The organism is Paenibacillus sp. FSL M7-1414, from assembly GCF_038003195.1.
GTDB classification, from domain to species: Bacteria; Bacillota; Bacilli; order Paenibacillales; family Paenibacillaceae; genus Paenibacillus; species Paenibacillus amylolyticus.
This window is the reverse complement of record NZ_JBBOOS010000001.1, coordinates 3,851,834-3,877,659: the sequence shown is the minus strand read 5'-3', so window position 1 is coordinate 3,877,659 and position 25,826 is coordinate 3,851,834. Positions and strand designations below refer to the sequence as shown.

Genomic DNA, 25,826 nt, shown 5'->3' with positions numbered 1-25,826 from the left:
TGCAGATGTCCAACTATAAAGAGTTATCTCCGTCCTTGCGGACCATTATGACCCCGGGACCCGTTGAGGTTGATCCGCGTGTGCTAAGAGCATTATCCTTTCCGATCCTGGGGCAGTTTGACCCAGAGTTCACATCCTTGATGAACGAGACAATGGCGATGCTGCGAGAGTTGTATATGACAGATAACGAGTGGTGTTATCCAGTTGATGGTACATCCCGTTCAGGGATAGAAGCTGTGTTGGTCAGTCTAATTCAGCCCGGTGACAAAGTTCTCGTCCCGATCTACGGGCGATTCGGACATCTGCTGGTTGAAATCTCTGAACGTTGCGGTGCAGAGGTTGTCTTTTTTGAAACGGAATGGGGAACGGTATTTGATCCGGAAGAGGTGATCAAGGCGATCCATACCCATAAACCAAGTCTGGTTGCGATGGTTCACGGTGAGACTTCCACCGGACAGATGCAGCCCCTTGCCGAGATTGGCAAAGCCTGTCGTGATCTTGATATTTTACTCGTTGTGGATGCTGTGGCTACCATTGGTGGGACTCCGGTGGAGACGGATGCGTGGCATCTGGATGCGGTAATGGGTGGTACGCAGAAATGCCTGTCTGTTCCTTCAGGGATGGCACCTCTCACATACAACAGTCGAGTGGAGCAGAAACTGATGAGCCGCAAAACAGTTGAACGCGGACTGCGAGATGCAACCAGTGCGAGGGCAGAAGGACGCACGATTGCCAGCAATTATTTTGACCTGAGCCAATTGCAGGATTACTGGAGTTCAGCACGGTTGAACCACCATACAGAAGCTACCTCCATGCTCTACGGTCTTCACGAAGGTTTGCGTATTCTGCTGCAAGAAGGATTGGAGGCCAGGTTCCAGAGACATCTGGTGAATGAACGTGCGTTGGTTGCTGGAATTCAGGGAATGGGACTACAGTTGTATGGGGATATGTCCAGTAAACTTCCGGTGGTCACTTGTATCACGATTCCGGAGGGGATTGATGGTGAATCGGTGCGCAGCATGTTGCTGAACGACTTCAGCATTGAGATAGCCAGTTCATTTGGACCGTTGAAAGGACAGATCTGGCGGATTGGTACAATGGGATTCAGTTGCCAACGCAAAAACGTACTACATGTGCTTGGAGCGCTGGAAGCTGTTCTTCTCCGTCATCGTCACATATTACCTGCCGGTGAAGCGGTGCAGGCCGCATTGGATGTGTATGCAGGGAAGGAGGGTGCCTTATGTTAAACCAGATGCCAATCTCCAGGGAGGTCATGGTTACTACTCCTCATTATCTGGCGAGTGCAGTGGGAAGCTCCATCCTCCAGCAGGGCGGGAATGCTTATGATGCTGCTGTTGCGGTCAGTGCAGCTCTGGGTGTGGTATATCCGCATATGACCGGACTTGGAGGGGACGCCTTCTTCCTGATTCATGATGGAACGAGCGGTGAGATTACCGCTTATAACGGAAGTGGCCGCTCAGCCGCAGGCATTCATGCCGATACGTTCAAAGCGATGGGCATGAATGCCATCCCTCAACGCGGTGTGCTTAGTGCCATCACGGTTCCGGGAATGGTGGATGCCTGGTGGGAAGTCTGGTCTCGGTACGGTAAGTTACCGTGGGAGCAGTTGCTTGAACCTGCCGCACAGTATGCGGTAAAAGGATGCCCTGTATCCCGGAATCTCCGCCTGTGGATGGAAAGGAATGAAGATTTCATTATGGGCCATACACCGCTGCGAGCGGTATTTGCGCCTTTGGGTACACTTTTGCAGGAAGGTGAGCTGCTGATCCAGCCTGATCTTGCTGCCTCCATTCGTCTGATTCAGACGGAAGGGCGAGATACTTTTTATACAGGAGAACTCGCGAATCGTCTGACTTCGGCTATTCGTGAGGATGGGGGCATGCTTGCCCCAGCAGACTTTGCAGGGCATCGTGGCGAGTGGGTGAAACCCGTTAGCACGGAGTATCGTGGTTATGAAGTTCATCAGATGCCGCCCAACTCGCAGGGATTCTCGATGCTGATGATGTTAAATATGCTGGAGCATACGGATCTGTCCTCTGTAGCACGTACCTCACCGGAATTCTATCATCTGATGGCGGAAGTGGTGAAAAAGGCGTTTCGTGATCGTGATCGTTATCTGACGGACCCGGATTTCAGGGACATTCCGCTGGATCATCTGTTATCCAAGGATTACGGAGACCAATTGTGGAATGAGATTCAGTCTGCTCCACCTGTGGCACAGCCGTTTTTGTCCAAAACGATAGGTCAGGACACCGCGTATGCAGCGGTTGTTGATAGCGAAGGCAATGCCGTTTCATTCATCCAAAGCCTGTATTTTGACTTCGGTGCAGCGTATGTTCCGGGGGATACGGGGGTTATCATGCAGAACCGGGGGTCGTTTTTCTCCTTAGATCTGAGGGATGCCAACGTTCTGGAACCCAACAAACGCTCATTCCACACCCTCATGCCGGGCCTTGTTACACGAGATGGCAAACCTTATATGCTCGTGGGTACACAGGGGGGAGAAGGGCAGCCGCAGACACAATTATCTGTGCTTACCGGAGTGCTTGATTACGGGCTCAACATCCAGGAAGCGATCAACCTGCCGCGTTGGGTGTATGGACGTACCTGGGGCGAAGAAGGCGATACGATGCGTGTGGAGAACCGATATCACGATGACGTATGTGCAACCCTTGCCCAATGGGGACATAACGTTGAAGCGAGAGCGCCGTGGGACGGCATTATGGGACAGTCGCAAGGCATTGTCATTCGTGAGGACGGCATGATTAGTGGCGCAGCAGACCCTAGAGGTGATGGTATGGCTATTGGGTGGTAACAGCTACAAGAACACTTATAAGTTCAACTAGATATTTACACGATAACAGCGATCGGAAGATTGGTCTGTCATCGGAGTGCAAGTGTAAATATGTATGAGTTGTAATATATAGACAGACACAGATAGGGGAGATTGGCATGGGAACGATCCTGCTGAAAGGTGCACAGCTTGTGACGATGAATGCAGAAGAGGAAGTGTTCATTGGAGATCTGTTGATCGAGGATAATAAAATCAAGGAGATTGCAGCGCACATCGATATGCAAGCTGACCAAGTCATTGATGCTCGTGGTAAAGTGCTGTTGCCAGGTTTCATCCAGACGCATATTCATCTGTGTCAGACCTTGTTCCGTGGACGTGCGGATGATCTGGAACTGATGGATTGGCTCCGTCAACGTATCTGGCCATTGGAAGCAGCGCATGATGAGGAGTCCGTCTATTATTCGGCAATGCTTGGACTCGGCGAATTGATCTCCAGCGGAACCACGACCATTCTGGATATGGAGACGGTACATCACACAGACTCCGCATTTCAGGCGATGGCACAGAGCGGCATCCGGGTCATCTCGGGCAAAGTGATGATGGATCATGGGGACGAGGTTCCGGAACCCCTCCGTGAGGATACAGCAACTTCGCTGCAACAGAGTGTGGATCTGCTGGAGAAATGGAACGGGTTTGGCGGAGGTCGCATTCAGTATGCTTTCTGTCCACGCTTCGTTGTATCGTGTACCGAAGAATTGCTGGTAGAGGTGCGCGACCTGTCGAATAAATATCATGTCAAAGTCCACACCCATGCCTCCGAGAATCGCGGAGAGATCGAACTGGTAGAACACGAACGCGGAATGCGTAACATCGTATACCTCGATCATATCGGTCTGGCGACCCCCAGATTGGTACTGGCACACTGTGTATGGCTGAGTGAGGAAGAGAAGGAGATCATCCGCAAACGTGGTGTCAAAGTCACTCACTGTCCTGGATCAAATATGAAACTTTCCTCCGGGGTAGCGGATATTCCAGATCTGCTGAATCGTCAGATCGCGGTTGGGATTGGGGCAGATGGTGCCGCGTGCAATAACAATCTGGATATGTTTCAGGAGATGCGCCTGACGGCCCTGATGCAGAAGATTCCTCATGGTCCAACGGTGATGGATGCTCGGACCGTATTACGCATGGCTACCATGGGCGGTGCAGAGGTGCTTGGCTTGTCGAAGGAAATTGGCAGTCTCGAAGTGGGCAAAAAGGCAGATATGCTGCTGCTGGATCTGGATGATTTCCACACGTACCCTTCCTATGAGACGGATGTCTATTCCCGCATAGTGTATTCCGCAACACGTAGCTGTGTGGATACCGTTATTATTGACGGAAGTATCGTGCTCAAGAATCGTAAGATTCAGACGATTGATCGTGGCATTGTGCTGCGTGAGTCGGATAAGAGTATTGCAAGATTGATGAAACGTATCTGATCGAAGGAAGTTTATGCAATTCCAGAAAGGATGGAGACCGCTATGGAAATGCATGATCTGTGTGCAATTGCAGCCCGTGAAACGCGCTGCGTGCTCGCAACAGCGATTAAGGTAGAGGGTCATGCTTACCGTAAGCAGGGAGTCGCTATGCTGTTGACTGAGGATGGCAAAATGGTTGGCAGTATCAGTCCGGGATGTCTGGAGAGTGATCTTCAGGCCCGGGTGAGCCGTGTGCTGGATACAAACCAGATGGAATTTGCGGAGTACGACATGCGTCCCAAAGATGATCTGTCCTGGGGGGAGACGATTGGCTGCGGCGGACTCGTTGTTGTGTTGCTTGAACCCGTGTGTGGTGAACTCCGACATACGTTGCATAAGATGTACGAGTGTTTTCAATCCGGCAGTGCAACAGCGTTAACCCGAACGTTCCAAGATGATTACACGAAGGTTCAATATGGCTGGAAACGGATTGAACCAACGGGTACTCGGCGCCAGCCAATCTTGCGTCCTTCGCTCGTCCCACCTCATGATCGCGTGACGAACAATAATCCAGCTTCATTGCAGGTTGATGTACACAGCAGTGGGAAAATCAAGTATGAACATGCGGTATCAAAACAACATTCTCCCGACATACCTCGCCTTACGCTTGTGCCTGAAGTGGTACCTGTTTTGTCAAACGAGTCTCACTCTTCCCATCTATCCGGTGATTCACAACATATCTCTGATACTGATGCTGAAATACCGACAAATGACGGAATTTCAACGAATCCCTGGGAGCTTCCGCAGCAACTTACTTCGCTGTACACGCCTAAACCTCGCCTGATTATCATCGGAGCCGGGAATGATGTTATTCCTGTTGCCAGACTCGCCCAATCCGCAGGATTCCGAGTAGTTGTAGCCGATTGGCGAGAGTCCTTATGCACCTCGGAACGGTTCCCTGGAACCGAACTTGTACTGGGTTTCCCAGGTGAGATCATGCCTCTGTTAAACGTAAACAAAGGGGATTATTTAATTCTGATGAGTCACAATTTCCCCCGCGAACGTGAACTGTTGGAGATATTAGTGGATTGTGAGTATGCGTATCTTGGCATCATGGGTTCCAAAACACGAACGGCCCGTCTGCTGGATGGCTTACCACCGTTAAAATATGTACATTCTCCCGTTGGTTTGAGCATCGGAGCGGACGGTCCCGAACAGATCGCCATCAGCATTGCCGCGGAATTGATCGCATGTAAACATAAGGTTTCTTCCTTGAGTTCCGAGCTGGGGCAGAAGGGAAGCGTTGCACATGCGAATGACGGGCATAGTTCTGGCAGCAGGTAAGAGTTGTCGCCTTGGTCGGGATAAACTCTCGGTTGTCATGCCGGACGGGAGATCACTGGCCGCTTGGTCACTGGAAGCTGCGCTGAATTCGGATCTGGATCAAGTGGTCTGTGTAGTCAAACCGGAAGATTCATTGGCGTGGCTGCCTGTAAAATGGGTTGATTCAGCCGCATATGCTTATCATGCCACAGCACGACTTCGAATTGTGGCCTGTGCAGACTATGCTTGCGGCATGGCCAATTCTCTTCATTCTGGCGTATTGTCGGCCATGGAGTACAAACCGGAAGGCATTCTCATGTTACTGGGTGATCAGCCTTTATTACAAACGCAGGATATTAATCGGGTGACCACAGCACTGGCTACCCACAAACTGTGTGACTATGTCGCAGCTACAGACGGTGAGGGAGGCAAGCCGCCCGTTGCTTTTCGCTCCCATATGTTCGGACCTCTGTTGTCTCTGCATGGAGATGAGGGGGCACGCAAGATTATGCGCAGCGCTAACTATTCCGGTGTACATGTACCACTGTCTGAGTCCTGTTTCTGGGATGCGGATACAGAACCGGAATTGGAACGCATTTTGAATCATGTATATGAATCGGAGCAGACAGACTCATGAACAGGAGAAGATGAATAATTATGTTTAATTTAATGACATGAACAGGTCAGCCAGGCAGTCTGGTTGGCCTGTTTGTCTTCTTTTATCATGTGATGAAAGAGAGTCTGTGTTAGCTTTCGATAGATCATAATGCATCAAGCACAATTAGAACGCAGGTTTTATACATTTATCCAAAACGATGTAAAGGTAATTGACGTTGCTGCTGAACTCTCATATGATTTGAAGAATTATCTGGATCAGACGGTTGAATTTCCTGCCCAAGGAAGAGAGAGAAAGGGGATGCAGCGATGGTAACAGCGGCATACGGTTCTGGAGCCATGCCATCGGTATTGCAACCTGAGAACCTGCAAGAACTGCAAACGTTAAGAAGAAGACTCAAAGGAATATGTTGTTTCACGGCAGGTGGAACATTGCTACGAACCCAGTGGGAGGGTGGCTTGGTTCCAGCGCCTGAACACATGATTAGTCTGGGTTGTATTCCTGAAATGAGCGGTATATCTATTCGTGGAGATGAGATGGTCATTGGCGCAATGACCCGATTAAAGGAATGTGCTGCACAAGCGTTGCTGCATCAACTGCCGATCCTGCAAGAAGCGGTGAATGCAATTGCGGCTCCTTCCATTCGAAATGTGGCAACCATTGGGGGGAATATTGTGTCCGGAGTAGGGGATACGCTGCCTGCTTTGCTTGTATATGATGCGAAGCTGCACTGGTTGACGGACAACGGCATTGAGATCCGCAGTGTGTCATCCTGGCTTCGAGGTGGACGGGATGGAAGTCGGAATCCAGGTGATGTGTTGATTTCCATTCATATCCCGATGAGACCGTCATCTCTGCTTGATGTGGACAGTGAGCAGAGACATGCAGCACGAGAAGTTTCCTTTTACCGCAAGCTGGGTCGACGGGAGACGTTCAGTGCTTCGCTGGTGACGGTTGCGTTATACGGTGAGATTGATTTGGATAACCGCTGGACCAAGATTGCGATTGCAGCTGGTGGAGGCTCAGGCATGGCGATGCGACTTCTGGATTCGGAACGACAGCTTCTTGGTAGCGAAGCTACTGTTATGCAAGCGGCGACTCTTGCAGCTGCTGTGACTGACGAATTTACGACGTATGGCGATGCATTTGCAACAGAACATTATCGCAAACAGACCGCGGGCAACATGCTTGGCGCCGGGCTATGGGAAGAACTTCACGAATAGAAGACTTCGATCACACAAAGGGGGAGAGGGATCATGCTGCTGAATCGGAAACAGAGCGGGAAACGTTGGCACCTGAGGCCAGATGGGGCACCCAAAGTAACAGGCCAGCTTCAATATCTGACGGATATGACGCTACCTGACATGATTCATGGCAGAGTATTGCGAAGCGAATATCCTTATGCTCGTATACTGTCTATAGATACTTCGGAAGCTGAGGCGTTGGAAGGTGTCTATGCGGTTCTGACCTCCAAAGATGTGCCTGGACTGAATCGTTTTGGCATAGCGACCCCGGATCAGCCTGTGTTCTGCGAGGATATTGTACGTTATGTCGGTGACGCCATTGCAGCGGTTGCTGCGGATTCCCCGGAATGTGCGGCGCTTGCACTGGATGCGATCCGTGTCGTGTATGAGGAACTCACACCTCTGAATAATACAGATGCTGCATTGGCTCCCGGCGCACCAGAGCTGCATGAGCATGGACCAGGTAATGTGCTTCATCGGACGGAGATTAAACGTGGAGATGCTGAGCAAGCCTTTGCCACGTGTGATCATATCGTGACTGAGACGTATTATACGCCTCGTCAGATGCATGCGTACATGGAGACAGAAGGTGGCCTGTTTGTCCCGGATGAAGAGGGAAGGCTGAATGTATACGCGGCAACGCAACACGGTTATAAAGACCGGATGCAACTTGCGCGCATTATTGGTTGCTCTGAAGAAGATATCCGGGTGGTGTCTTCACCGATTGGTGGTTCATTTGGCGGAAAAGATGAACTAAACGTACAGCCCTATGGTGCATTACTGGCTTTAAGATGCGGACGTCCTGTGAAAATGCATAATTCGCGTAAAGAATCCGTGCGTGCAGGACTGAAACGTCACCCAATGAAGATTGAAATGCAGACTGGCATGAGTCGAGAAGGCATCATACAGGCGCATCGTGTCCGTATTACAGCAGATACCGGAGCGTATGCCACACTTGGTGCACCCGTGCTGAACTTCTGTACCGAGCATTGCCTTGGACCCTACGCCATTCCAAATGTGGATGTGGAAGGTGTATCTGTATATACGAATAACGGGCTGTCAGGTGAGTTTCGCGGATTTGGCGGGAATCAGGCGATTTTTGCCATGGAAGGCCAGATGGATCGGCTTGCAGCAATCATGAACATGGACCCTTGGGAGTTCCGCAGACGTAATATGAGGGAAAAAAATGATCCCGGACCGCTAAATCAACGCATTCTGGTTACGGATGGACTGTCCCAAGTATGGGAGGCATTGGATCGCTCCGAACTGTGGCAAAAACATCAGAGTCCCCCGGCAGATCCTGCTCTGCCGCCGTGGATCAAACGCGGAGTCGGAGCAGCCATCGCCATGCATGGTGCAGGGCTGGGTTACGGCATTCCGGACCCTGCGGGAGGCCGTCTGTCTCTGAATAACGAAGGCAAGATTGAGGTGGCGTTCAGCTACGAGGAATTTGGCCAGGGGCTCGTTGCAACGCTGGAAATTATGCTATGTGATCTGTTTCAATGCAGTACATCGGATCTCAGTATTATTATCGGCGATACGGATCGTGTGCCACACAGCGGATCAAGCACAGCTTCACGTTCAACAACGATGGCTTGGATGGCTCTTCAACGCTTGCAGACTCCATTTCGTTCCCATGTTCTCGCTGTCGCGTCTGAAATGTCAGGCGTTCCGGCAGATGAACTGGTAACAGGACTTGGTGGTGTATGGCGCAAAGGCCAGCTTCCTGCCGAAACTTCAGAAGTAGAAACAGAGGTGCAAGGGACAGGAAAGAGCGAGAAGAAAGTAGCATTGGCGCTGGAAGGCGTAAATCAAACGTCTGAAGAAGCAGGAAAACCAGAAAAGGATGAAAGAACTATAGTGGCTGAGATCGTTGCTGTAGGGACTGAAAGTGATCAAACTGCTGAAAGTTATTTAGGCGCATCTCATCACCTGGTGAAAGAGGGAGTTTCATCAGGCTTATTGATCTCGTATGCTGAACTCGCAACGCAGGGCGAAGCCGATGAATGGATTTTTGATACAAAGTTTGATTACCCAACTACGCCAGACAACGTGGTAGGCGGGCATTATTTGTATACGTATGCGGCGGTTGCGGCAGAGGTGGAAGTAAATACATTGACCGGCGAAACTAAGCTACTTGATACACGCCATGTTGTAGCGGCAGGCCCGGTTATCAACCCTATGGGTTATATCGGACAGATTGAAGGTGGCAGTGTCATGGCGCTTGGATTCACGTTAACGGAGGATGCGGTCATGCAGGACAGCCGTTATGTAACCACGAACCTCGACACGTATCTGATCCCAACCATTCAGGATATTCATACCAATCTGGAGGTTGAGGCTATTGAAGACTTACCCGAAGGTGATGAGTTTGGTCCTAGGGGGATCGGTGAGATAGGCTCCGTTGCGCTTGCGCCGGCCATAACAGCTGCAATTCACCAGGCGACAGGCGTATGGGTTAACCGTCTTCCTGTACCGAGGGAACAACTGGTCAGACCTTTAAATGTACCTTTGCAGGAAGGAGTGAGTCCATCATGAGTAAACCACTTGAGAATCACTGGACAGCCGTTGTGAATGGCGAACAGAAACATCTGGAGATCGCGCAAACGACCCGACTTGTCGATGTGCTTCGGACTCATTTGCAGCTAACGGGTACCAAAGTATCCTGCGAAGTTGGTCGCTGCGGCGCATGTATGGTTCTGATGGATGGAGAACCCGTTAATTCCTGTCTTGTCATGGCTTATCAATGTGAAGGCAGTGACATTATGACGATTGAAGGTCTGCACGGCGAGGAGAAAGGCACTCTGCATCCGATTCAACAGGCTTTTGTGGAGGAAGGTGGCTTCCAGTGCGGCTACTGTACTCCAGGCATGGTGATCTCAACCAAGGCATTACTGGATGCACATCCTGAGCCTTCTCAAGAACAGATTGAAACAGGATTGTGCGGGAATCTGTGTCGTTGTACCGGCTACGGTGGCATTATTCGGGCGGTACGCAAGGCAGGGGAACGCTGTGTGGTAAAAGAAACGTTTACCGAGGAAACCGTAAGTTGAGGCGGGACGCATAACGCAGACATAAGCAAGGGCAATTGAAGAAACATACGTGAAAAAGCATCCGAATAGGAATGCTTTTTTTAGTTGTTTATCAGTTTTTCTTTCAAGTACACATCTAATGTGAGATGAAGTTTCATACGCTAAATTGATTAGATTATGAACCGTTTTCGTCAATTATCAACTCGAATGAGAGAAAGGAAATATAATGTTCAAAGTACTGGTACAAAAGAATTTCAAACATTCTCATTCACCATATATTTACAAATATTGGTGTGCATGCTATGTTTAAAATGAAAGCGCCATCATGAATGGGTTCATTGACATTTCATTATCATATTTCACTTGGGAAGGAAGATGGAATTGATGAAAAATTTGCTCAAAAAGGCAACCGCAATGATGCTGGCATTGGTCCTACTGCTTGGATTAATGACAGCGCCCGTTCATGCAGACACACCATTGTTCACCATCGAAAGCGAAGATGCGCAGCTCACCCCGGATCTTCAAGTGGTTACTTCAATCTATGGGCAACCCAAGCCCGGATTTTCAGGGGCCGGATTTGTCTGGATGCAGAACTCTGGCACATTAACCTTCACAGTGACTGTCCCGGAAACCGGCATGTACGCAATCTCCACACGATATATGCAGGAGCTTAGTGCAGATGGAAGGTCACAAAATTTAATCGTGAATGGTGTTACGAAGGGTGCGTACATGCTGCCTTACACGACAACATGGTCAGACTTCGATTTTGGCTTTCACAAGTTGAATCAGGGTGCCAACACGATTGAGCTGAAGGCTGGCTGGGGCTTCGCGTATTTTGACACTTTCACAGTGGATCATGCTGATCTGGATCCCCTGAATGTGCAGCCAGTTCTCACTGATCCTGAAGCTACACCGGAAACTCAAATTTTGATGAATTATTTAACGGAGGTATACGGAAACAACATTATTTCTGGTCAGCAAGAGATCTACGGAGGAGGGAATGACGGAGATTCGGAGCTTGAATTCGAATGGATTCATGATCTGACCGGAAAGTATCCTGCAATCCGTGGCTTTGATCTGATGAATTATAATCCGTTGTATGGTTGGGAGGACGGTACAACCGATCGCATGATTGATTGGGTGAATAACCGTGAAGGTATTGCAACAGCTTCCTGGCATATCAATGTACCTCGTAATTTCAATACGTATGAGCTTGGGGACTTTGTGGATTGGAAAGAGGCTACCTACAAGCCAACAGAAACGAATTTTAATACAGCAAATGCGGTAATTCCCGGTACGAAAGAGTATCAATACGTGATGATGACCATCGAGGATCTGGCAGAACAATTGCTGATTTTGCAAGATAACGATGTGCCAGTGCTTTTCCGTCCGTATCATGAAGCAGAAGGCAACGGCGGGCTGAACGGGGAAGGTGCATGGTTCTGGTGGGCTTCGGCAGGCGCAGAAGTGTACAAAGAGCTATGGGATCTGCTGTATACCGAACTGACCGAGACGTATGGCTTGCACAATCTGATCTGGACCTACAACAGTTACGTATACAGCACTTCTCCTGCCTGGTATCCGGGCGATGATCAGGTAGATCTTGTCGGATATGATAAATACAATACGATCTACAACCGTTATGACGGTTTGTCCGGCGTACCGAATGAAGATGCGATTACCTCGATTTTCTATAAGCTTGTTGAGTTGACGAACGGTACGAAAATGGTAGCCATGACGGAGAACGACACGATTCCAAGTGTGAAAAATCTTACAGAGGAGAAATCAGGATGGCTGTACTTCTGTCCTTGGTATGGCGAGCATCTGATGAGTTCTGCTTTTAATTACCCGGCAACATTGAAAACGCTTTATCAAAGTGATTATGTCATTACGTTGGATGAGCTGCCAAATCTAAAGGTTAACAATCCCAATCCCAGTGCATCCATCACACCTGGAAACGTTGAATTTGACAAATACACACCCAATCAAAGCGATAAAACCGTAACCGTGAATGCAAACGGCAATACGCTAACTGCTCTCCGGGCAGGCAACAATGCGTTGACCGCAACGACAGATTATACCATGAACGGAAGCACATTGCTGTTGAAAAAAGCTTATCTGGCAACCCTGCCAGTTGGTGAGCATTCGATTGTTCTGGATTTTAATCAAGGTCAGGACCCTGTGTTAAAAGTCAAAATTGTGGATTCAACACCGAGTACAAATGCTGTGATCTCTCCTGTGAATGCAACATTTGATAAAGCGACGAATTCAGCACAGGATATTACCGTATCTCTCACCTTAAACGGCCGTCAGCTTACAAGCATCACGAAGGGGAATGCTACTCTTGTATCAGGTCAGAATTATACAGCGTCCAGCTCTGCTGTTGTTCTGAACAAATCCTATCTTGCGACGCTTCCCCTGGGCCAGAACGTGTTGACCTTTCACTTCAATGGGGGAAATAACGCTGTGTTAACGGTGAATGTGGTAGACAGCACGGTTAATGTGCCAGCGGGGGATTTGACGATTCAAGCTTTTAACGGCAATACAAGTGCATCCACCAACGGCGTCTCACCCAAGTTCAAATTGGTCAACTCAGGCAATTCGGATATTCCTTTAAGTGATGTAAAAATCCGTTATTACTATACAATTGACGGGGAGGAAGCTCAGAGTTTCTGGTCCGACTGGGCCAGTATGGGAAGTGCGAATGTAACGAGCAATTTCGTTAAACTGGCGACTCCAGTTGCCGGAGCGGATCATTATCTGGAAGTGGGCTTTACAAGTGCGGCGGGATTACTGAATGCGGGCCAGAGCGCAGAGATTCAAACACGCTTTTCCAAAAATAATTGGTCGAATTACACTCAGACTAACGATTACTCGTTCAAGGCAACCGGTAGTCAGTTCGCAAACCATGATAAGGTTACCGGGTATGTGAACGGTCAGCTGGTATGGGGAATTGAGCCGTAAAGGTAGATAGCACGTTTAATGGGCTGGATCAGGGGTTGAACCTCTGATTCAGCCTTTTTATGGTGTAGAAGGTGTACACCGATTAGACGGAATGTTCTTTATCACTTTTAGTATGTGACGATGTATCCATATCTGTTAATATGCGATCTATTATCCTTTTCGTATGGCCCATAATGAACTGAAGAAGCACACCTGCACAACATACGGTTATCAACGTTCCAAGCCCGATCGGTCCACTGAGCAGAAACGCCAGAATTAAAAATACAAGGTAAATGAATGTTCTCGATACAAATAAGGGCGTTTGAGTGAATTCATGCAAGATTAATGTTAAGCGGTCAATCGGAATGGGTGCAAAATTGGTCTGTAAATAAATCGCCGTGCCGATACTTATGATCACTAAACCAATGAAAAAAGTCATTAATTTGCTGTACCAAACTTCGGGTGTGATCAAGGAATCAGATACATAAAGCCAGATATCAATCCCCACACCAGTAATGAATGCGGTGACGAGCCCCAGAAACTCGGGTTTTTGCTGCTTCAAAAGCGAATTACATCCAATTAATAGGAAAGCAATGATGACCTCCCAGCTACCTACACTAAGCCCTACATGATGTGACAGCCCTACCAGAAGTGCATCAAACGGAGAGGTACCCAGTTCAGATTGGATGGTAAGGGAAATGCCAAGTGTTAAGATTAGAATACCTGCGACAAAAAGTACATATTTCAATTCATTCGACCTCTTTTTTAGAAATTATGTTGCAAATACAACAAAATTGAGATAAATTCAATGTAACCCTTTTTTAGTGCATTTGCAACAAACGATTAACTTGTTAAAGGAATGTGAATATAGATGACGATTCGTATAGAGATATGTACCATTGAACATGTATGTGAACTGCAGGAGATTAGTTATGAGACGTTTAATGAAACGTTTAAAGCGCAAAATTCACCCGAAAATATGAAAGCTTATCTGGAAAAGGCGTTTAATCGGGAGCAATTGGAAACGGAACTGTCCGTTGCGGATTCACAATTTCTTTTTATTTATGTCAACCATAAAGTGGCAGGGTACATGAAGGTAAATATCAATGATGCTCAGTCTGAGAAGATGGGCGTGGAATCCCTTGAGATCGAGCGGGTGTACATCAAGAAAGAGTTCCAAAAACATGGCCTTGGTAAAGTGCTACTCCATAAAGCCATAGAGATGGCAACAGAACATCACAAAACGAATATTTGGTTAGGCGTGTGGGAGAAAAATGAAAATGCCATCGCATTTTATGAAAAGATGGGGTTTGTACAGACAGGAGCCCATGCGTTTTACATGGGAGATGAGGAACAGATTGATTTTATAATGACCAAAACGATACTGTAACTGGATCATCGAGGGAAAAGCTTGGGAGAAAAATGCTATTGAGCAGAATTCTTTCGGGCTTTTTTATGTTTTACCAGAACCGTTGAATAAAAAATGAAGAAATTGACGAAGTTTAATACATAACAAATATTATGTAAACTAATTATTTTCGATGACCTTCATAAGCTGCATCTATGGCTTTAGCAAAAGTTAAAGGCCTGATTAATACATAATTAGCAGTAATATTTTGCTCAATAATCGTGAAGGCAACAGGCTGATCTCAAGGATCATCAATACAATTTATTAGTTTATTTCTACGCTTGGACAGTCATCCGAAAATCGTTTTCGTTTGTAGTTTGTTAGATAGCGTTACGTTCTTAATAATCAGTATATAAGTTGTATATACCTCATGTTAAAAGAACTTTTTGCACATGAAACGGACGTGTTAATCCACCATGTTGAATTATTTAGTTTTAGAGCGGAAAATGGAAAATAAAATTAATATTTCAAGTAAGAATTCAGGCGGATTGGACTCTTAAAACCAGCCCAAAAAAGGAACTAATCAACCAAAATATTAATTGGATAAATAAGGTATAAAGCGTTCGAAAGGCGCTACTACGCCTTTTATAGATCAATTTCATATGGATTTGCGATGGATTTAGTACCGCTTTCACGTTATGCTTTTGGAAATTGGAAAGGAAGTGGGAAAAATGGAACGCGAACTGGCGTTGGAAATTGTCAGAGTAACAGAATTGGCTGCGTTAGCCTCAGCACCTTGGATGGGACGAGGCGACAAGAACAGTGCAGATGAAGCGGCTACTTTGGCCATGCGCGCTATGTTCGATTCCGTGTCCATTCGCGGCACGGTGGTAATCGGTGAAGGAGAAATGGATGAAGCACCCATGTTGTACATCGGCGAGGAAGTGGGCAACGCTGAGGGGCCTGAGGTTGACGTGGCTGTAGACCCGCTCGAAGGTACAGAAATCGTGGCCAAAGGACTAAACAACGCTCTATCGGTTATTGCAGTGGCGGGAAAAGGGAACCTGCTCCACGCACCGGACATGTATATGGAGAAACTGGCGGTAGGGCCTGCACTTGTAGGCAAGGTCAGCATTGAAGACCCGGTTGAAGTCACACTGGAGAAAGCCGCTGCCGCATTGAACAAAAACATCTCAGACCTTACTGTGATGATTCTGGATCGTGTGCGACACGAGAGTACCATCAAGACGCTACGCAAGGTTGGCGTACGGATCAAGTTCCTCAGTGACGGTGATGTTGCGGGTGCGATAGCACCGGCCTTCCCGGAGGCGGGTATTGATCTGTATGTCGGATCTGGAGGAGCGCCAGAAGGTGTACTGGCTGCCGCAGCGCTATCTTGCCTTGGGGGTGAGATCCAAGGTCGTCTGATGCCTGCCAACGCAGACGAATTCCAGCGCTGCTTGCAGATGGGGATCGATAATCCTTACAAAGTGTTAACGATGCAGGATATGATCGGCACGGAGGATGTCATTTTTGCCGCAACAGGTGTGACGCCAGGTGAGATCTTGGGAGGGGTACGGTATCTTGCGGATGATCGTGCCGAGACCGATTCGATTGTTATGCGTGCCAAAACCAAAACAATTCGGTTTATTCGTTCCCAACACTTTCTGCCGAACAAAGAAGTGTTGCACAAAGTAAGACAGCTCCAATCCACGCCAGAACCCTCGGATCGCATTCCGAGTCATGCGAAAACGATGGAGCAAGCTGAGTTTAGTCAATCCTCCGTTGATCTTGGCGTTACAACGACGTTGTGAGCTGCACTTCCCATAATTGAACAAACAGGATCAACTAAAATCGTTGTATTTAAGGTTGTATTTAAGTTTGATAAGTAACTTGAACCCCTAAGATTACAGAGCATGGAGTTAATGAAAATACCATCTCTGGCAAGATAATAGTGAGGGCTTGGATTAACCCAAACCCTCATTATTTTTTTGTGTTAAAAGCATTGACAACGGTTACATGGCATGAGAAAATGTACGCGCGTACATAAATATCGATTTTTAATTACTATTTGATTTATTGATGAGCTATATATGTTGAACTAATCATTTGCACGATAACGGAGAGGACAGAAAAAACCTGAAAAAGCAAAGCGTTCGCCTTTATCCCCGGATTTTCCCCTTTAGAAAAAAGGAATCGAAAAATCTGGGGATAACAGCGATTGGAAGGTTGTTCTGTCATCGTAGTGTCAGTGTAAATAATCTTTAGTTCAACTTATATAAAAGGGGGTGAAATTCATGGCATCTCGTAAAGAAGTGGCTGATCTTGCGGGTGTTTCCGAGGCGACGGTCTCCCGGGTGCTTAATGGGGTAGGCCCTATTAAAGAAGAGACACGCCGCAAGGTTCTTGAAGCTTCCGAACAGTTAGGCTATGTGCCCAGCGCGCTTGCTCGCAGTTTTGCCAGAAGTAAAAGCGGGAACCTTGGGGTGGTATTACCCTATGTTCCGAAGGCGCATCTGTTCTCGGCGTATTTTTTCTCGGAAATGCTGAGTGGGATTGGAAGCAAAGCCAGAGACAATAGCATGGACCTGTTGGTTATGTTCCGAACACCCGGTGAAGTGATGAATTATGCGGATCTGTTCCGGCGTCAGAAAGTGGACGCTTGCATTATCCTTGGTGCCAGAGATGATCATGAAGAACTGGCGGCCATGCAGCAACTTCATCAGGAAGGACACCCATTCTGTGTCATGAATCAGCATTTTGAGGGCCAATCGTTCACGGAAGTGGATGCGGATCATGTGGAAGGAAGCAGACTTGCCATACGTCATCTTACGGATCAGGGGTATCGCAAAATCGCTTTTCTCAATGGTCCAGACAGCTATTCCAACAGCCAGGAGCGAATGGAAGGCGTTTGTCTTGGCCTGCAAGAAGCAAATATGGAGCTGGACCCGAGTCTATTGCTTAAAGGGAATTATAGTAGAAGAAGTGGCATTGAGGCGGCAGCGACTGTAGCAGATCGCCTACATGAGATTGATGCTGTATTTGCGGCCAATGACCGGATGGCCATTGGTGTCATGCATGGTTTGCGTGAGCGGGGAATAGGGCCTGCGGATTTTCCGGCATTTGTGGGTTATGACGACTCCGATGCCGCCGAGATGGCGGTTCCGCCGCTGAGCAGCGTCAGGGTTCCATTTTTTGAAATGGGTGAACTTGCAGTATCGAAGCTTATGCATGGGTCTGTGGGTGACACACATAAAGCGAATAACTCTGTTGTAGCGGTAACCGAATCAGCGAGAGCGTTGTTGCCTACCGAACTGATCATCCGTGCTTCTTCTATCCGTCAATAGTTTATTGGTACACATATTGAAAGACTTTTTATTATTCCAAAGGAGGAAATGATCATGTCAAATCGTCTTCGTGTCGGAATGGTTGGATACAAGTTTATGGGGAAGGCCCACAGTAACGCCTATCGCAGTCTGCCGATGTTTTTCCCGTCTGCTCCGTTGCAGCCTGAGATGTCTGTGATCTGTGGACGTAACGAGCAAGGAGTTCAAGAGGCGGCGAATCAGTTCGGCTGGTCCGAAAGTGTGACTGATTGGCGTGAACTAGTGAAGCGGGATGATATCGATCTGATTGATATTAACGCGCCAAGTGATGCCCATAAGGAAATTGCGTTGGAAGCAGCTCGTCAGGGCAAACATCTGTTTTGTGAGAAACCACTGGCCCTGTCACTTGCGGATTCGCGTGAGATGCTTCAGGCAGCAGAGGATGCTGGAGTCGCACATATGGTCGGGTTCAACTACCGTTTCTCACCAGCGGTGCAATTAGCGAAGGATCTGGTGGAGAGCGGACGACTGGGTAAGATCTATCATTTCCGTGCTTTTTTCTTGCAGGACTGGATCATGGATCCTTCGTTCCCGCTGGTATGGCGTTTACAAAAAGAAGTGGCTGGCTCCGGTTCCCATGGGGATCTGGGCGCGCACTTAATCGATCTGGCTCGTTTCCTTGTTGGTGAATTTCAGGAAGTCATCGGCATGAGCGAAACCTTCATCAAAGAACGACCGCTTGCAGCTGAGATGACCGGTCTGAGTGCAAAGGGCAGTTCGAATGCGGATGCACCGAAAGGAGAAGTGACTGTTGACGACGCTACGTTGTTCCTGGCACGATTCGCAGGAGGGGCGCTGGGCAGCTTCGAGGCTACACGTTTTGCAGCGGGGCATCGCAGTACGAACTCGTTTGAGATTAACGGCAGTCTCGGCAGTGTACGATTTGATTTTGAACGGATGAACGAACTGGAAGTCTATTTCACAAAGGATGAAGAGGACGTACAGGGATTCCGCCGTGTACTGGCAACCGATCCGGCACATAAATATGCTGAAGCCTGGTGGCCTGCCGGACATACGATTGGATTCGAGCACACGTTCACCCATGAAATGCTGGAGCTGGTAACAGCGATCTCTGAAGGACGCCAACCATCACCGAGTTTCCACGACGGGGTCGCTTGTCAGGCTGTACTGGAAGCGGTAGAACGTTCGGTGACAGAGCGACGCTGGGTGACGCTTGAAGAGATGTGAGCAAGCAAGACAGTGACGTCAGGAATAGGGTTGAACACAACTAAACTAGGCGAAAGCGAGTGAATAAACGATGAGTAAAGCACTGATTGTATGGGGCGGCTGGGATGGACATGAACCGGAGCAGGTAGCAGCGATTTTTGAACGTATTTTGAAGGAAGAACAGTTTGAGGTTGAAGTCTCAAATACGTTGGAGTCTTATGCGGATGCAGAGAAGCTGCTGGGTCTGGATCTGATTGTGCCTTTGTGGACAATGGGACAGATTGAGCAAGAACTCGTCAATAACGTATCAGCGGCTGTTCAGAGCGGTGTGGGCTTGGCTGGTCTTCATGGCGGGATGTGTGATGCCTTCCGAAATAACGTAGACTGGCAGTTTATGACGGGTGGACAATGGGTTGCCCATCCAGGTAACGATGGTGTGGAGTATATGGTGAACATGAAGCGCGGCTCTAGCCCGTTATTGGATCATATTGAAGATTTTCAGGTAAAAAGTGAACAGTACTACCTGCACGTAGATCCGGCAGTGGAAGTGCTGGCAACAACTCGTTTCCCAGTGGTGACTGGTCCGCATGCAGCGAATGGCCCCGTAGATATGCCTGTTGTCTGGACGAAACGCTGGGGCGCAGGACGGGTATTCTACAACTCACTGGGACATCATGCAGACATTGTAGACATGAAACCCGTGACTGAAATGATGCGCAGCGGATTCAAATGGACAGCAGCAGGCAAAGAGCTTGCCAAGAGTCGAGTAAGTGCATCAACCGAAGTGTACACAGGTATGGCGGACAACCAGAACTAATGAGATTGTAGTTGGATTGCAAACGTAACTTCAGTGTTAACCATTCATCCTCAATGGATAAACCATTTATGATCCACGGCGAAGGGAGCCCCAGGTATGAAAACAATGAAAGTAGGCATTATTGGCTGCGGTAAAATCAGCGGTATTTATATGGAAAACTGTCATCGGTTCGAGGTGCTGGAACTTGTTGCTGTTGCGGATCTCGACCGGAAACGTGCCGAGGAGCAGGCAGCAGCCTATAACGTGCCTAACGTATACAGCGTCGACGAAATCTTGGCTGATCCCGAGATTGAGCTGATCATCAACCTGACGATTCCTTCCGTTCATGCGGATGTATGCTTGCGGGCACTTGAATCTGGCAAACATGTTTATGTAGAAAAACCGCTCGCGGTTACCCGTGAAGAAGGGCAGGCCGTGCTCGAAACAGCGAAGCGTAAAGGATTGCTCGTGGGTTGTGCACCAGAAACGTTCTTTGGTTCAGGTATCCAGACTTCACTTCAATTGGTGGAAGAAGGGGTAATCGGCAAGCCGGTGGCGGCGACCGCATTTATGATGAGCCGTGGTCATGAGCACTGGCACCCAGATCCGGAGTTTTATTACGCGTCAGGCGGTGGGCCAATGTTTGACATGGGTCCATACTACCTTACGGCATTGATCCAGCTTATGGGACCGATCAAGTCGATCGCAGGTATGACAGGTAAAGCCATGGAAGAGCGGACGATTACGAGTGAGAAAAAGAGAGGTCAGACGGTTCCCGTCGAAATTCCTACTCACGTTACTGGTCTGTTACAGTTTGAACAGGGAGCCATTGGCACACTGATTACAAGTTTTGACGTATTTGGCGGAAGTGCATTGCCACCGATTGAGATATATGGCACGCACGGTACATTGCAGGTACCTGACCCTAACACCTTTGGCGGTCCGGTTCGTTACCGCTTGCTGGGTGAACATGAATGGACGGAAGTTCCGCTCCTCCCAGGATATCAGGAAAATACACGCGGCATCGGTGTGGCAGATATGGCCTATGCAGCACATAGTGGACGTGCACACCGTGCGAGTGGGGAACTGGCATACCACGTACTTGAGGCCATGTGGGCATTCCACGATTCATCAGATGAACAGACGTTCTACCAGATGAAAAGCTCGTGTCAGCGCCCGTCTGCATTGCCGGTGGATCTGCCATTGTATACATTGGATAAATAATAGCCATTATGACTTATATCATGATAAACAGCCCCTTTTCCTTCGAACAAGGAAAGGGGCTGTTTTTTATTAAATCAAAAAAATCTGGGAATAACAGCGCTCGAAAGGTTGTTCTGTCATTGGAGTGTCCAGTGTAAATAATCTTTAGTCCAACTTATATAGCCATTTATGGCTCAAATCCCGCCTGACTGATCCAGATCTCATCCTCGGCAAAACAGTCTTTCATCCGCTGAACTACAGTCTGATACGCATCTGGATGATACCAATGCTCCATCCCCACTTGCTGATAGAGCGACTCCATACCGAGTCGCCGGGTGCGCTTGCCCTCGCTGCCATCGCCCATGAAGTAGTCGTCAATGCATACACGCTGAACCAGAGGTCTCAAGATGGCTGCAAACTGTTCACTGCTGGGTAATACGGGAGCAATCGCAACCTGCGTGGGTATTCCGGCATCCCGCAACTGTTCCAGTGCACGTAATCGGCCTGCAATTGGGGGAGCGGAAGGACTGAAATGCTTCCGCATATCGTCCAGATCTGTCTCCACCGTCATGCTGACCCGAACCCGGTCACCTAACTGCTGTAGCAGATCTATATCCCGGGTAACGAGTGGACTGCGGGTCTGGACTAATACGAAATCTGGAGGATGCTGTACCATCGTTTCAAGTAATGAACGCGTGATACACTCCTTGTATTCGGCGGGTTGATACGGGTCGGTACTGGATGACATGAACAGAGTAACTTTCCCTTTGGTCAGGGCACGTTGCAACTCTTTGGCGAATACTCGAGAAGCCTCCTGTTTTACATCCACCCAGCTCCCCCAATCCTCTTTACGAAATAGGGAGACAGGCATCTGTCTGACATAACAATAAGAACAACCAAAGGCGCAGCCTGTGTAAGGATTCAGTGTATGTGTATAGCCATTAAGGAACCCTATCCCCTTGTTGAGTAACGTTTTGGGTACTTTGTAAGTAAGATTTGTCTTCATAAGTTCTCATGCCTTTCGCGGTAGTGTGCAGGTGTGAGACCTGTGTGTTTGCGAAATACAGCAATGAAATAAGCTGAGTTAGGTATACCGACATGGCGTCCAATATCGGTGACGGTAAGTCCGGTATGTTCAAGCAACTTCCGGGCTTCGCTAATTCGTTTATCCTGAATATATTGAACCGGTGTGCGGCCTGTAATCCGCTTGAACACACGATGCAGATGATAAGGACTGCCATGACTTACAGAGGCAAGGACATCCAAGGTTAGAGGTTCGGCGTAATGATGTTCGATGTAATCCGTGATCCCGTATATCCACTCCTGATCAGGTACCCGCTCGCCTGTAGGTTTACAACGTTTGCAGGGTCTGAACTTTCGTGCCAATGCTTCTTCAACATGTTGAAATATCAGCACATTTTCAGCTTTGGGTGCTCTGGACTTACAGGAAGGTCGGCAGAAAATGCCCGTTGTTTGCACACCGTAAAAGAATGTTCCATCATAAGAATTATCGTTGTTGATGATGGCATGCCAGTATTTTTCATCTATAGATTTGGGCAGTATGCGATCTTGATCTGGACTTTCCACGGTGATCACCTCATCTCTAATTATACCCCTGATTCCAAGGGATTGACGAAGTTTCAACTTAAAAAGCAAGATATCAATATCTGGGATAAAGTACCTTCCTTCAATCTGAACGAAATATGAGCTACAATATACAGGATGGAAGTGGTTTATATCTCAAATGAAATTTATAGATGAAAGAGGTAGGTAAGCATGGTTCGTTTTGGAGTAGTGGGTACCAACTGGATTACAGAAAGGCTTCTTGAAGCCGCAGCGCAGGTTGAAGGGTTCAAATTAACCGCCGTGTATTCAAGAACTGAAGATAAGGCTAATGCATTTGCAGATAAATATGATGTGGAACACCGCTTCACCGATCTGGAAAAGTTGGCGGCAAGTGATGTGATTGATGCAGTCTACATCGCAACACCAAATACGGTTCATGCAGAGCAGGCTGAGCTTTTTCTGAGAAACGGTAAACATGTATTGTGCGAGAAACCTCTGGCTGCAAATAGCGCCGAAGTTCGGAGTATGATCGATACTGCACGAGAACACGAGGTTCTGCTCATGGAAGCGATGAAATCGACTCTTGTTCCCCAGTTCAAAATGGTGCAGAAGAGCCTGCATAAAATCGGTCCTGTCCGCAAATACGTAGCAGGATACTCTCAGTATTCTTCGCGTTACGACAAGTACAAAGAGGGGATTGTCCTGAACGCGTTCAAGCCTGAACTCGCTAATGGGGCGTTAATGGATCTCGGTGTGTATTGTCTCTATCCATTGATTACGTTGTTCGGTGAACCTAACCGGGTTCAATCCCAAGCGATGATGCTGGAATCTGGCGTGGATGGACAAGGCAGTGTGCTGCTGGACTATGATGGGATGGATGCGGTCGTTACATACTCCAAAATCTCCAACTCTCATCTACCAAGCGAAATCATGGGTGAGCTGGGCAGTATCATCATTGACAAGATTGGCTCACCGGAACATGCAGAGATACGTTACAATGACGGTACGGTGGAGCAGCTCACAGTCGAACAAAACCATCCGGCGATGTATTATGAAGTGGAGGAGTTCGTGAATCTGGTTGAGCAGGGCCAAAAGGAGTCTGACATGAACACGTATGAACGCTCTTATGTGACGATGCAGGTTATGGATCAGATTCGGAAGCAGATTGGGCTTGTGTTCCCTAACGATTGATTCAAGCGCAGGAAAGGAAGCTGAGACGAGATGAGCAGAGATGAGCAGAGCAACAGTAAAGAAGTGCAGAAGAACAGTAGAGAAGATCAGCAGTCCAATGATTCTGGAGGTTTGGAACTGAAACAGATCGTTTTCATAGGAAGAACCTTCGAAGAATATATGAAGATGTTCAACCTGACGGTGGACGAGATTAATGGCAAGTCTATTCTGGATTGTCCAGGTGGAGCATGTTCGTTCAGTAGCCAGGCGCGCAAGTTGGGTGCTGATCCCGTGGCCGTGGATATTGCCTACGAATACGAGATCGACGAGCTTGAAGTAAAGGGATTTCAGGACATTGAGCATACGATGAAACAGATGGAACCCGTGCAAGGGATATATGTGTGGGATCAATTTGGATCAATCCAGGGGTTAAAGGAAGAACGAACTCGTGCCATCACAGATTGCATCGCAGATATGAGAATGTTTCCTGACAGTTATGTGGCGTCTGTGCTCCCGGATCTACCCTTTGCAGATGAACAATTCGATCTGACGTTATCCGCCCATTTCCTGTTTACTTATGAGGATCGATTGGATGTTGATTTTCATGTTGCAACCATAATGGAGTTGCTGCGTGTGACCAAACAAGAGGTTCGCATTTTTCCAACAGTCGATCTGTCTGGTGAACGTTACAAACACATGGATGCTTTAAAATTAATACTCGAAGAGCGTGGGTGCACGGTATCCGAAGAACCAACTTCATATGAGTTTCAACGGAATGCTCACACCATGCTTCAAATTGTTAAACATAATTGAACATGATAGGAGGTTTTTTGGATGAATAAAGTACTTATACTTGGGGGTACACGTTTTTTTGGCAAACGTCTTGTGGATCACTTGCTGTGGGAAGGGAAGTCTCAAATCACAGTCGCAACTCGTGGTAAAACGGATGTTGACTTCGGACCCGAAGTAAACCGAATCAAGATGGATCGTGAAGACCCGGAATCTCTGGCAGAGGTTGCGCAGACAGACATGTGGGATGTTGTGTACGATAATATCTGTTATTCCCCAGATGCGGCGAAAGCGGCATGTGAATCTTTTGCAGGGCGCACCAAAAGATACGTTCTGACATCCACACTCTCGGTGTACGGTGATCCCAGACCTGGATTTAAGGAAACGGATTTTGACCCGTATACATATCCATTGCAGTATGGAAGTGCAGAGGATTTTTCGTATGGAGAAGGCAAACGGCTTGCGGAGGCTGTATTTTTCCAGGAAGCAGATTTCCCGGTTGTGGCGATGCGCATTCCCATTGTACTCGGGATTGATGATTATACGAGAAGACTCCATTTTCATATTGAACATGTGCAAAAAGGAAAACCGATCGGTATGCCAAATCCGGATGCGGAGATTGGATTTATCAATTCCACCGAAGCGGCAAGATTTCTCGCCTGGCTTGGACATTCGTCCATTACCGGTCCGGTGAATGCAGCATCCAAGGGGGCGATTACGCTGTCAGCCATGATACATCTGATCGAGACGGTCACGGGCATGCAGTCCCAGATCCTCACGGAAACGGTGAAAGAGGACATGTCACCCTTCGGAATTGAGCAATCATGGACGATGGAGACGACCAAAGCTGAACAAGCGGGATATACGTTCGAACCTCTGATGGACTGGTTCCCGGGACTCGTTCGAGAGGTCGCTCTTGCATTACAGTCGGAGCGGTAGAATATCGGCTCGGATGGAACTGAAATGAA

The 25,826-nt window shown here is 48.0% G+C and carries 21 protein-coding genes; 18 read left to right on the top strand and 3 right to left on the bottom strand.

Features of this window, described 5'->3' with window-relative positions; genetic code table 11:
- Positions 1-5 precede the first annotated feature (5 nt).
- The 9 genes from MHH92_RS16775 to MHH92_RS16735 all read left to right on the top strand — a co-directional run bounded on the left by MHH92_RS16775 (position 6) and on the right by MHH92_RS16735 (position 13,454).
- Positions 6-1,247: a pyridoxal-phosphate-dependent aminotransferase family protein gene (locus tag MHH92_RS16775; protein ID WP_047843323.1), complete on the top strand. Its 1,242-nt coding sequence runs from the start codon at positions 6-8 to the stop codon at positions 1,245-1,247.
- Complete coding sequence (gene ggt, locus MHH92_RS16770; RefSeq protein ID WP_340905036.1) at positions 1,241-2,836, top strand: gamma-glutamyltransferase; 1,596 nt, start codon at positions 1,241-1,243, stop codon at positions 2,834-2,836. The genes MHH92_RS16775 and ggt overlap by 7 nt, the downstream gene beginning before the upstream one ends.
- Before the next feature lie 137 nt (positions 2,837-2,973).
- On the top strand, positions 2,974-4,296 hold the full coding sequence (locus MHH92_RS16765; protein ID WP_340905034.1) for a 5'-deoxyadenosine deaminase: 1,323 nt from the start codon (positions 2,974-2,976) through the stop codon (positions 4,294-4,296).
- A gap of 42 nt (positions 4,297-4,338) precedes the next feature.
- Positions 4,339-5,619: an XdhC family protein gene (locus tag MHH92_RS16760; RefSeq protein WP_340905032.1), complete on the top strand. Its 1,281-nt coding sequence runs from the start codon at positions 4,339-4,341 to the stop codon at positions 5,617-5,619.
- Positions 5,585-6,235, top strand: a complete 651-nt coding sequence (locus MHH92_RS16755) for a nucleotidyltransferase family protein (RefSeq protein ID WP_340905031.1) — start codon at positions 5,585-5,587, stop codon at positions 6,233-6,235. The genes MHH92_RS16760 and MHH92_RS16755 overlap by 35 nt, the downstream gene beginning before the upstream one ends.
- Positions 6,236-6,522: 287 nt before the next feature.
- Positions 6,523-7,437 (top strand): FAD binding domain-containing protein, encoded by a 915-nt coding sequence (locus MHH92_RS16750; protein ID WP_340905029.1) that lies wholly within the window; start codon positions 6,523-6,525, stop codon positions 7,435-7,437.
- Between the two features lie 33 nt (positions 7,438-7,470).
- Positions 7,471-9,996, top strand: coding sequence for a molybdopterin cofactor-binding domain-containing protein (locus MHH92_RS16745; RefSeq protein WP_340905027.1), 2,526 nt, complete (start codon positions 7,471-7,473; stop codon positions 9,994-9,996).
- Positions 9,993-10,511: a (2Fe-2S)-binding protein gene (locus MHH92_RS16740; protein WP_340905026.1), complete on the top strand. Its 519-nt coding sequence runs from the start codon at positions 9,993-9,995 to the stop codon at positions 10,509-10,511. The genes MHH92_RS16745 and MHH92_RS16740 overlap by 4 nt, the downstream gene beginning before the upstream one ends.
- Before the next feature lie 363 nt (positions 10,512-10,874).
- Positions 10,875-13,454 (top strand): X2-like carbohydrate binding domain-containing protein, encoded by a 2,580-nt coding sequence (locus MHH92_RS16735; RefSeq protein WP_340905024.1) that lies wholly within the window; start codon positions 10,875-10,877, stop codon positions 13,452-13,454.
- 82 nt (positions 13,455-13,536) lie between these two features.
- On the opposite strand, the gene MHH92_RS16730 is transcribed toward MHH92_RS16735, so the two are convergent.
- Positions 13,537-14,181, bottom strand: coding sequence for a YczE/YyaS/YitT family protein (locus tag MHH92_RS16730; protein WP_340905022.1), 645 nt, complete (start codon positions 14,179-14,181; stop codon positions 13,537-13,539).
- A 123-nt stretch (positions 14,182-14,304) separates the two neighbouring features.
- On the opposite strand from MHH92_RS16730, the gene MHH92_RS16725 reads away from it, so the two are divergent.
- From MHH92_RS16725 to MHH92_RS16700, 6 genes are all read left to right on the top strand, one after another.
- Complete coding sequence (locus MHH92_RS16725) at positions 14,305-14,823, top strand: GNAT family N-acetyltransferase (protein WP_340905020.1); 519 nt, start codon at positions 14,305-14,307, stop codon at positions 14,821-14,823.
- A gap of 689 nt (positions 14,824-15,512) precedes the next feature.
- The gene (glpX, locus tag MHH92_RS16720) at positions 15,513-16,595 is read left to right on the top strand and encodes a class II fructose-bisphosphatase (RefSeq protein ID WP_340905018.1); all 1,083 of its coding nucleotides are present in this window, start codon (positions 15,513-15,515) and stop codon (positions 16,593-16,595) included.
- A 483-nt stretch (positions 16,596-17,078) separates the two neighbouring features.
- Positions 17,079-18,128 (top strand): LacI family DNA-binding transcriptional regulator, encoded by a 1,050-nt coding sequence (locus MHH92_RS16715; protein ID WP_340905016.1) that lies wholly within the window; start codon positions 17,079-17,081, stop codon positions 18,126-18,128.
- Positions 18,129-18,182: 54 nt separating this feature from the next.
- Positions 18,183-19,355 carry a Gfo/Idh/MocA family protein gene (locus MHH92_RS16710; RefSeq protein ID WP_036613779.1) on the top strand — a complete coding sequence of 391 codons (1,173 nt, stop codon included), beginning with the start codon at positions 18,183-18,185 and terminating at the stop codon, positions 19,353-19,355.
- Between the two features lie 70 nt (positions 19,356-19,425).
- A complete protein-coding gene (locus MHH92_RS16705; RefSeq protein WP_211082254.1) occupies positions 19,426-20,151 on the top strand; it encodes a ThuA domain-containing protein in 726 nt (241 codons plus the stop codon).
- 96 nt (positions 20,152-20,247) lie between these two features.
- Positions 20,248-21,354, top strand: a complete 1,107-nt coding sequence (locus MHH92_RS16700) for a Gfo/Idh/MocA family protein (RefSeq protein ID WP_340905009.1) — start codon at positions 20,248-20,250, stop codon at positions 21,352-21,354.
- A 166-nt stretch (positions 21,355-21,520) separates the two neighbouring features.
- Here the strand turns inward: MHH92_RS16700 and MHH92_RS16695 are convergent, their stop codons facing one another.
- Positions 21,521-22,339 carry an SPL family radical SAM protein gene (locus MHH92_RS16695; protein WP_340905007.1) on the bottom strand — a complete coding sequence of 273 codons (819 nt, stop codon included), beginning with the start codon at positions 22,337-22,339 and terminating at the stop codon, positions 21,521-21,523.
- Complete coding sequence (locus MHH92_RS16690) at positions 22,336-22,920, bottom strand: bifunctional transcriptional activator/DNA repair enzyme AdaA (protein ID WP_340905006.1); 585 nt, start codon at positions 22,918-22,920, stop codon at positions 22,336-22,338. Before MHH92_RS16690 ends, MHH92_RS16695 begins: the two co-directional genes overlap by 4 nt.
- A 189-nt stretch (positions 22,921-23,109) precedes the next feature.
- On the opposite strand from MHH92_RS16690, the gene MHH92_RS16685 reads away from it, so the two are divergent.
- From MHH92_RS16685 to MHH92_RS16675, 3 genes are read left to right on the top strand one after another with little or no spacing between them, the layout of a single operon-like run.
- The gene (locus MHH92_RS16685) at positions 23,110-24,090 is read left to right on the top strand and encodes a Gfo/Idh/MocA family protein (protein WP_340905004.1); all 981 of its coding nucleotides are present in this window, start codon (positions 23,110-23,112) and stop codon (positions 24,088-24,090) included.
- Between the two features lie 30 nt (positions 24,091-24,120).
- Positions 24,121-24,882 (top strand): SAM-dependent methyltransferase, encoded by a 762-nt coding sequence (locus MHH92_RS16680; RefSeq protein WP_340905001.1) that lies wholly within the window; start codon positions 24,121-24,123, stop codon positions 24,880-24,882.
- Positions 24,883-24,903: 21 nt separating this feature from the next.
- Positions 24,904-25,797: an NAD-dependent epimerase/dehydratase family protein gene (locus MHH92_RS16675; RefSeq protein WP_036613785.1), complete on the top strand. Its 894-nt coding sequence runs from the start codon at positions 24,904-24,906 to the stop codon at positions 25,795-25,797.
- Positions 25,798-25,826 lie beyond the last annotated feature (29 nt).

Bases quoted from the DNA above. Each gene is read 5' to 3' on its own strand.
- MHH92_RS16775 (WP_047843323.1), top strand. From the start codon at position 6: ATGTCCAACTATAAAGAGTTATCTCCGTCCTTGCGGACCATTATGACC.
- ggt (WP_340905036.1), top strand. From the start codon at position 1,241: ATGTTAAACCAGATGCCAATCTCCAGGGAGGTCATGGTTACTACTCCT.
- MHH92_RS16765 (WP_340905034.1), top strand. From the start codon at position 2,974: ATGGGAACGATCCTGCTGAAAGGTGCACAGCTTGTGACGATGAATGCA.
- MHH92_RS16760 (WP_340905032.1), top strand. From the start codon at position 4,339: ATGGAAATGCATGATCTGTGTGCAATTGCAGCCCGTGAAACGCGCTGC.
- MHH92_RS16755 (WP_340905031.1), top strand. From the start codon at position 5,585: ATGCGAATGACGGGCATAGTTCTGGCAGCAGGTAAGAGTTGTCGCCTT.
- MHH92_RS16750 (WP_340905029.1), top strand. From the start codon at position 6,523: ATGGTAACAGCGGCATACGGTTCTGGAGCCATGCCATCGGTATTGCAA.
- MHH92_RS16745 (WP_340905027.1), top strand. From the start codon at position 7,471: ATGCTGCTGAATCGGAAACAGAGCGGGAAACGTTGGCACCTGAGGCCA.
- MHH92_RS16740 (WP_340905026.1), top strand. From the start codon at position 9,993: ATGAGTAAACCACTTGAGAATCACTGGACAGCCGTTGTGAATGGCGAA.
- MHH92_RS16735 (WP_340905024.1), top strand. From the start codon at position 10,875: ATGAAAAATTTGCTCAAAAAGGCAACCGCAATGATGCTGGCATTGGTC.
- MHH92_RS16725 (WP_340905020.1), top strand. From the start codon at position 14,305: ATGACGATTCGTATAGAGATATGTACCATTGAACATGTATGTGAACTG.
- glpX (WP_340905018.1), top strand. From the start codon at position 15,513: ATGGAACGCGAACTGGCGTTGGAAATTGTCAGAGTAACAGAATTGGCT.
- MHH92_RS16715 (WP_340905016.1), top strand. From the start codon at position 17,079: ATGGCATCTCGTAAAGAAGTGGCTGATCTTGCGGGTGTTTCCGAGGCG.
- MHH92_RS16710 (WP_036613779.1), top strand. From the start codon at position 18,183: ATGTCAAATCGTCTTCGTGTCGGAATGGTTGGATACAAGTTTATGGGG.
- MHH92_RS16705 (WP_211082254.1), top strand. From the start codon at position 19,426: ATGAGTAAAGCACTGATTGTATGGGGCGGCTGGGATGGACATGAACCG.
- MHH92_RS16700 (WP_340905009.1), top strand. From the start codon at position 20,248: ATGAAAACAATGAAAGTAGGCATTATTGGCTGCGGTAAAATCAGCGGT.
- MHH92_RS16695 (WP_340905007.1), bottom strand. From the start codon at position 22,339: ATGAAGACAAATCTTACTTACAAAGTACCCAAAACGTTACTCAACAAG.
- MHH92_RS16685 (WP_340905004.1), top strand. From the start codon at position 23,110: ATGGTTCGTTTTGGAGTAGTGGGTACCAACTGGATTACAGAAAGGCTT.
- MHH92_RS16680 (WP_340905001.1), top strand. From the start codon at position 24,121: ATGAGCAGAGATGAGCAGAGCAACAGTAAAGAAGTGCAGAAGAACAGT.
- MHH92_RS16675 (WP_036613785.1), top strand. From the start codon at position 24,904: ATGAATAAAGTACTTATACTTGGGGGTACACGTTTTTTTGGCAAACGT.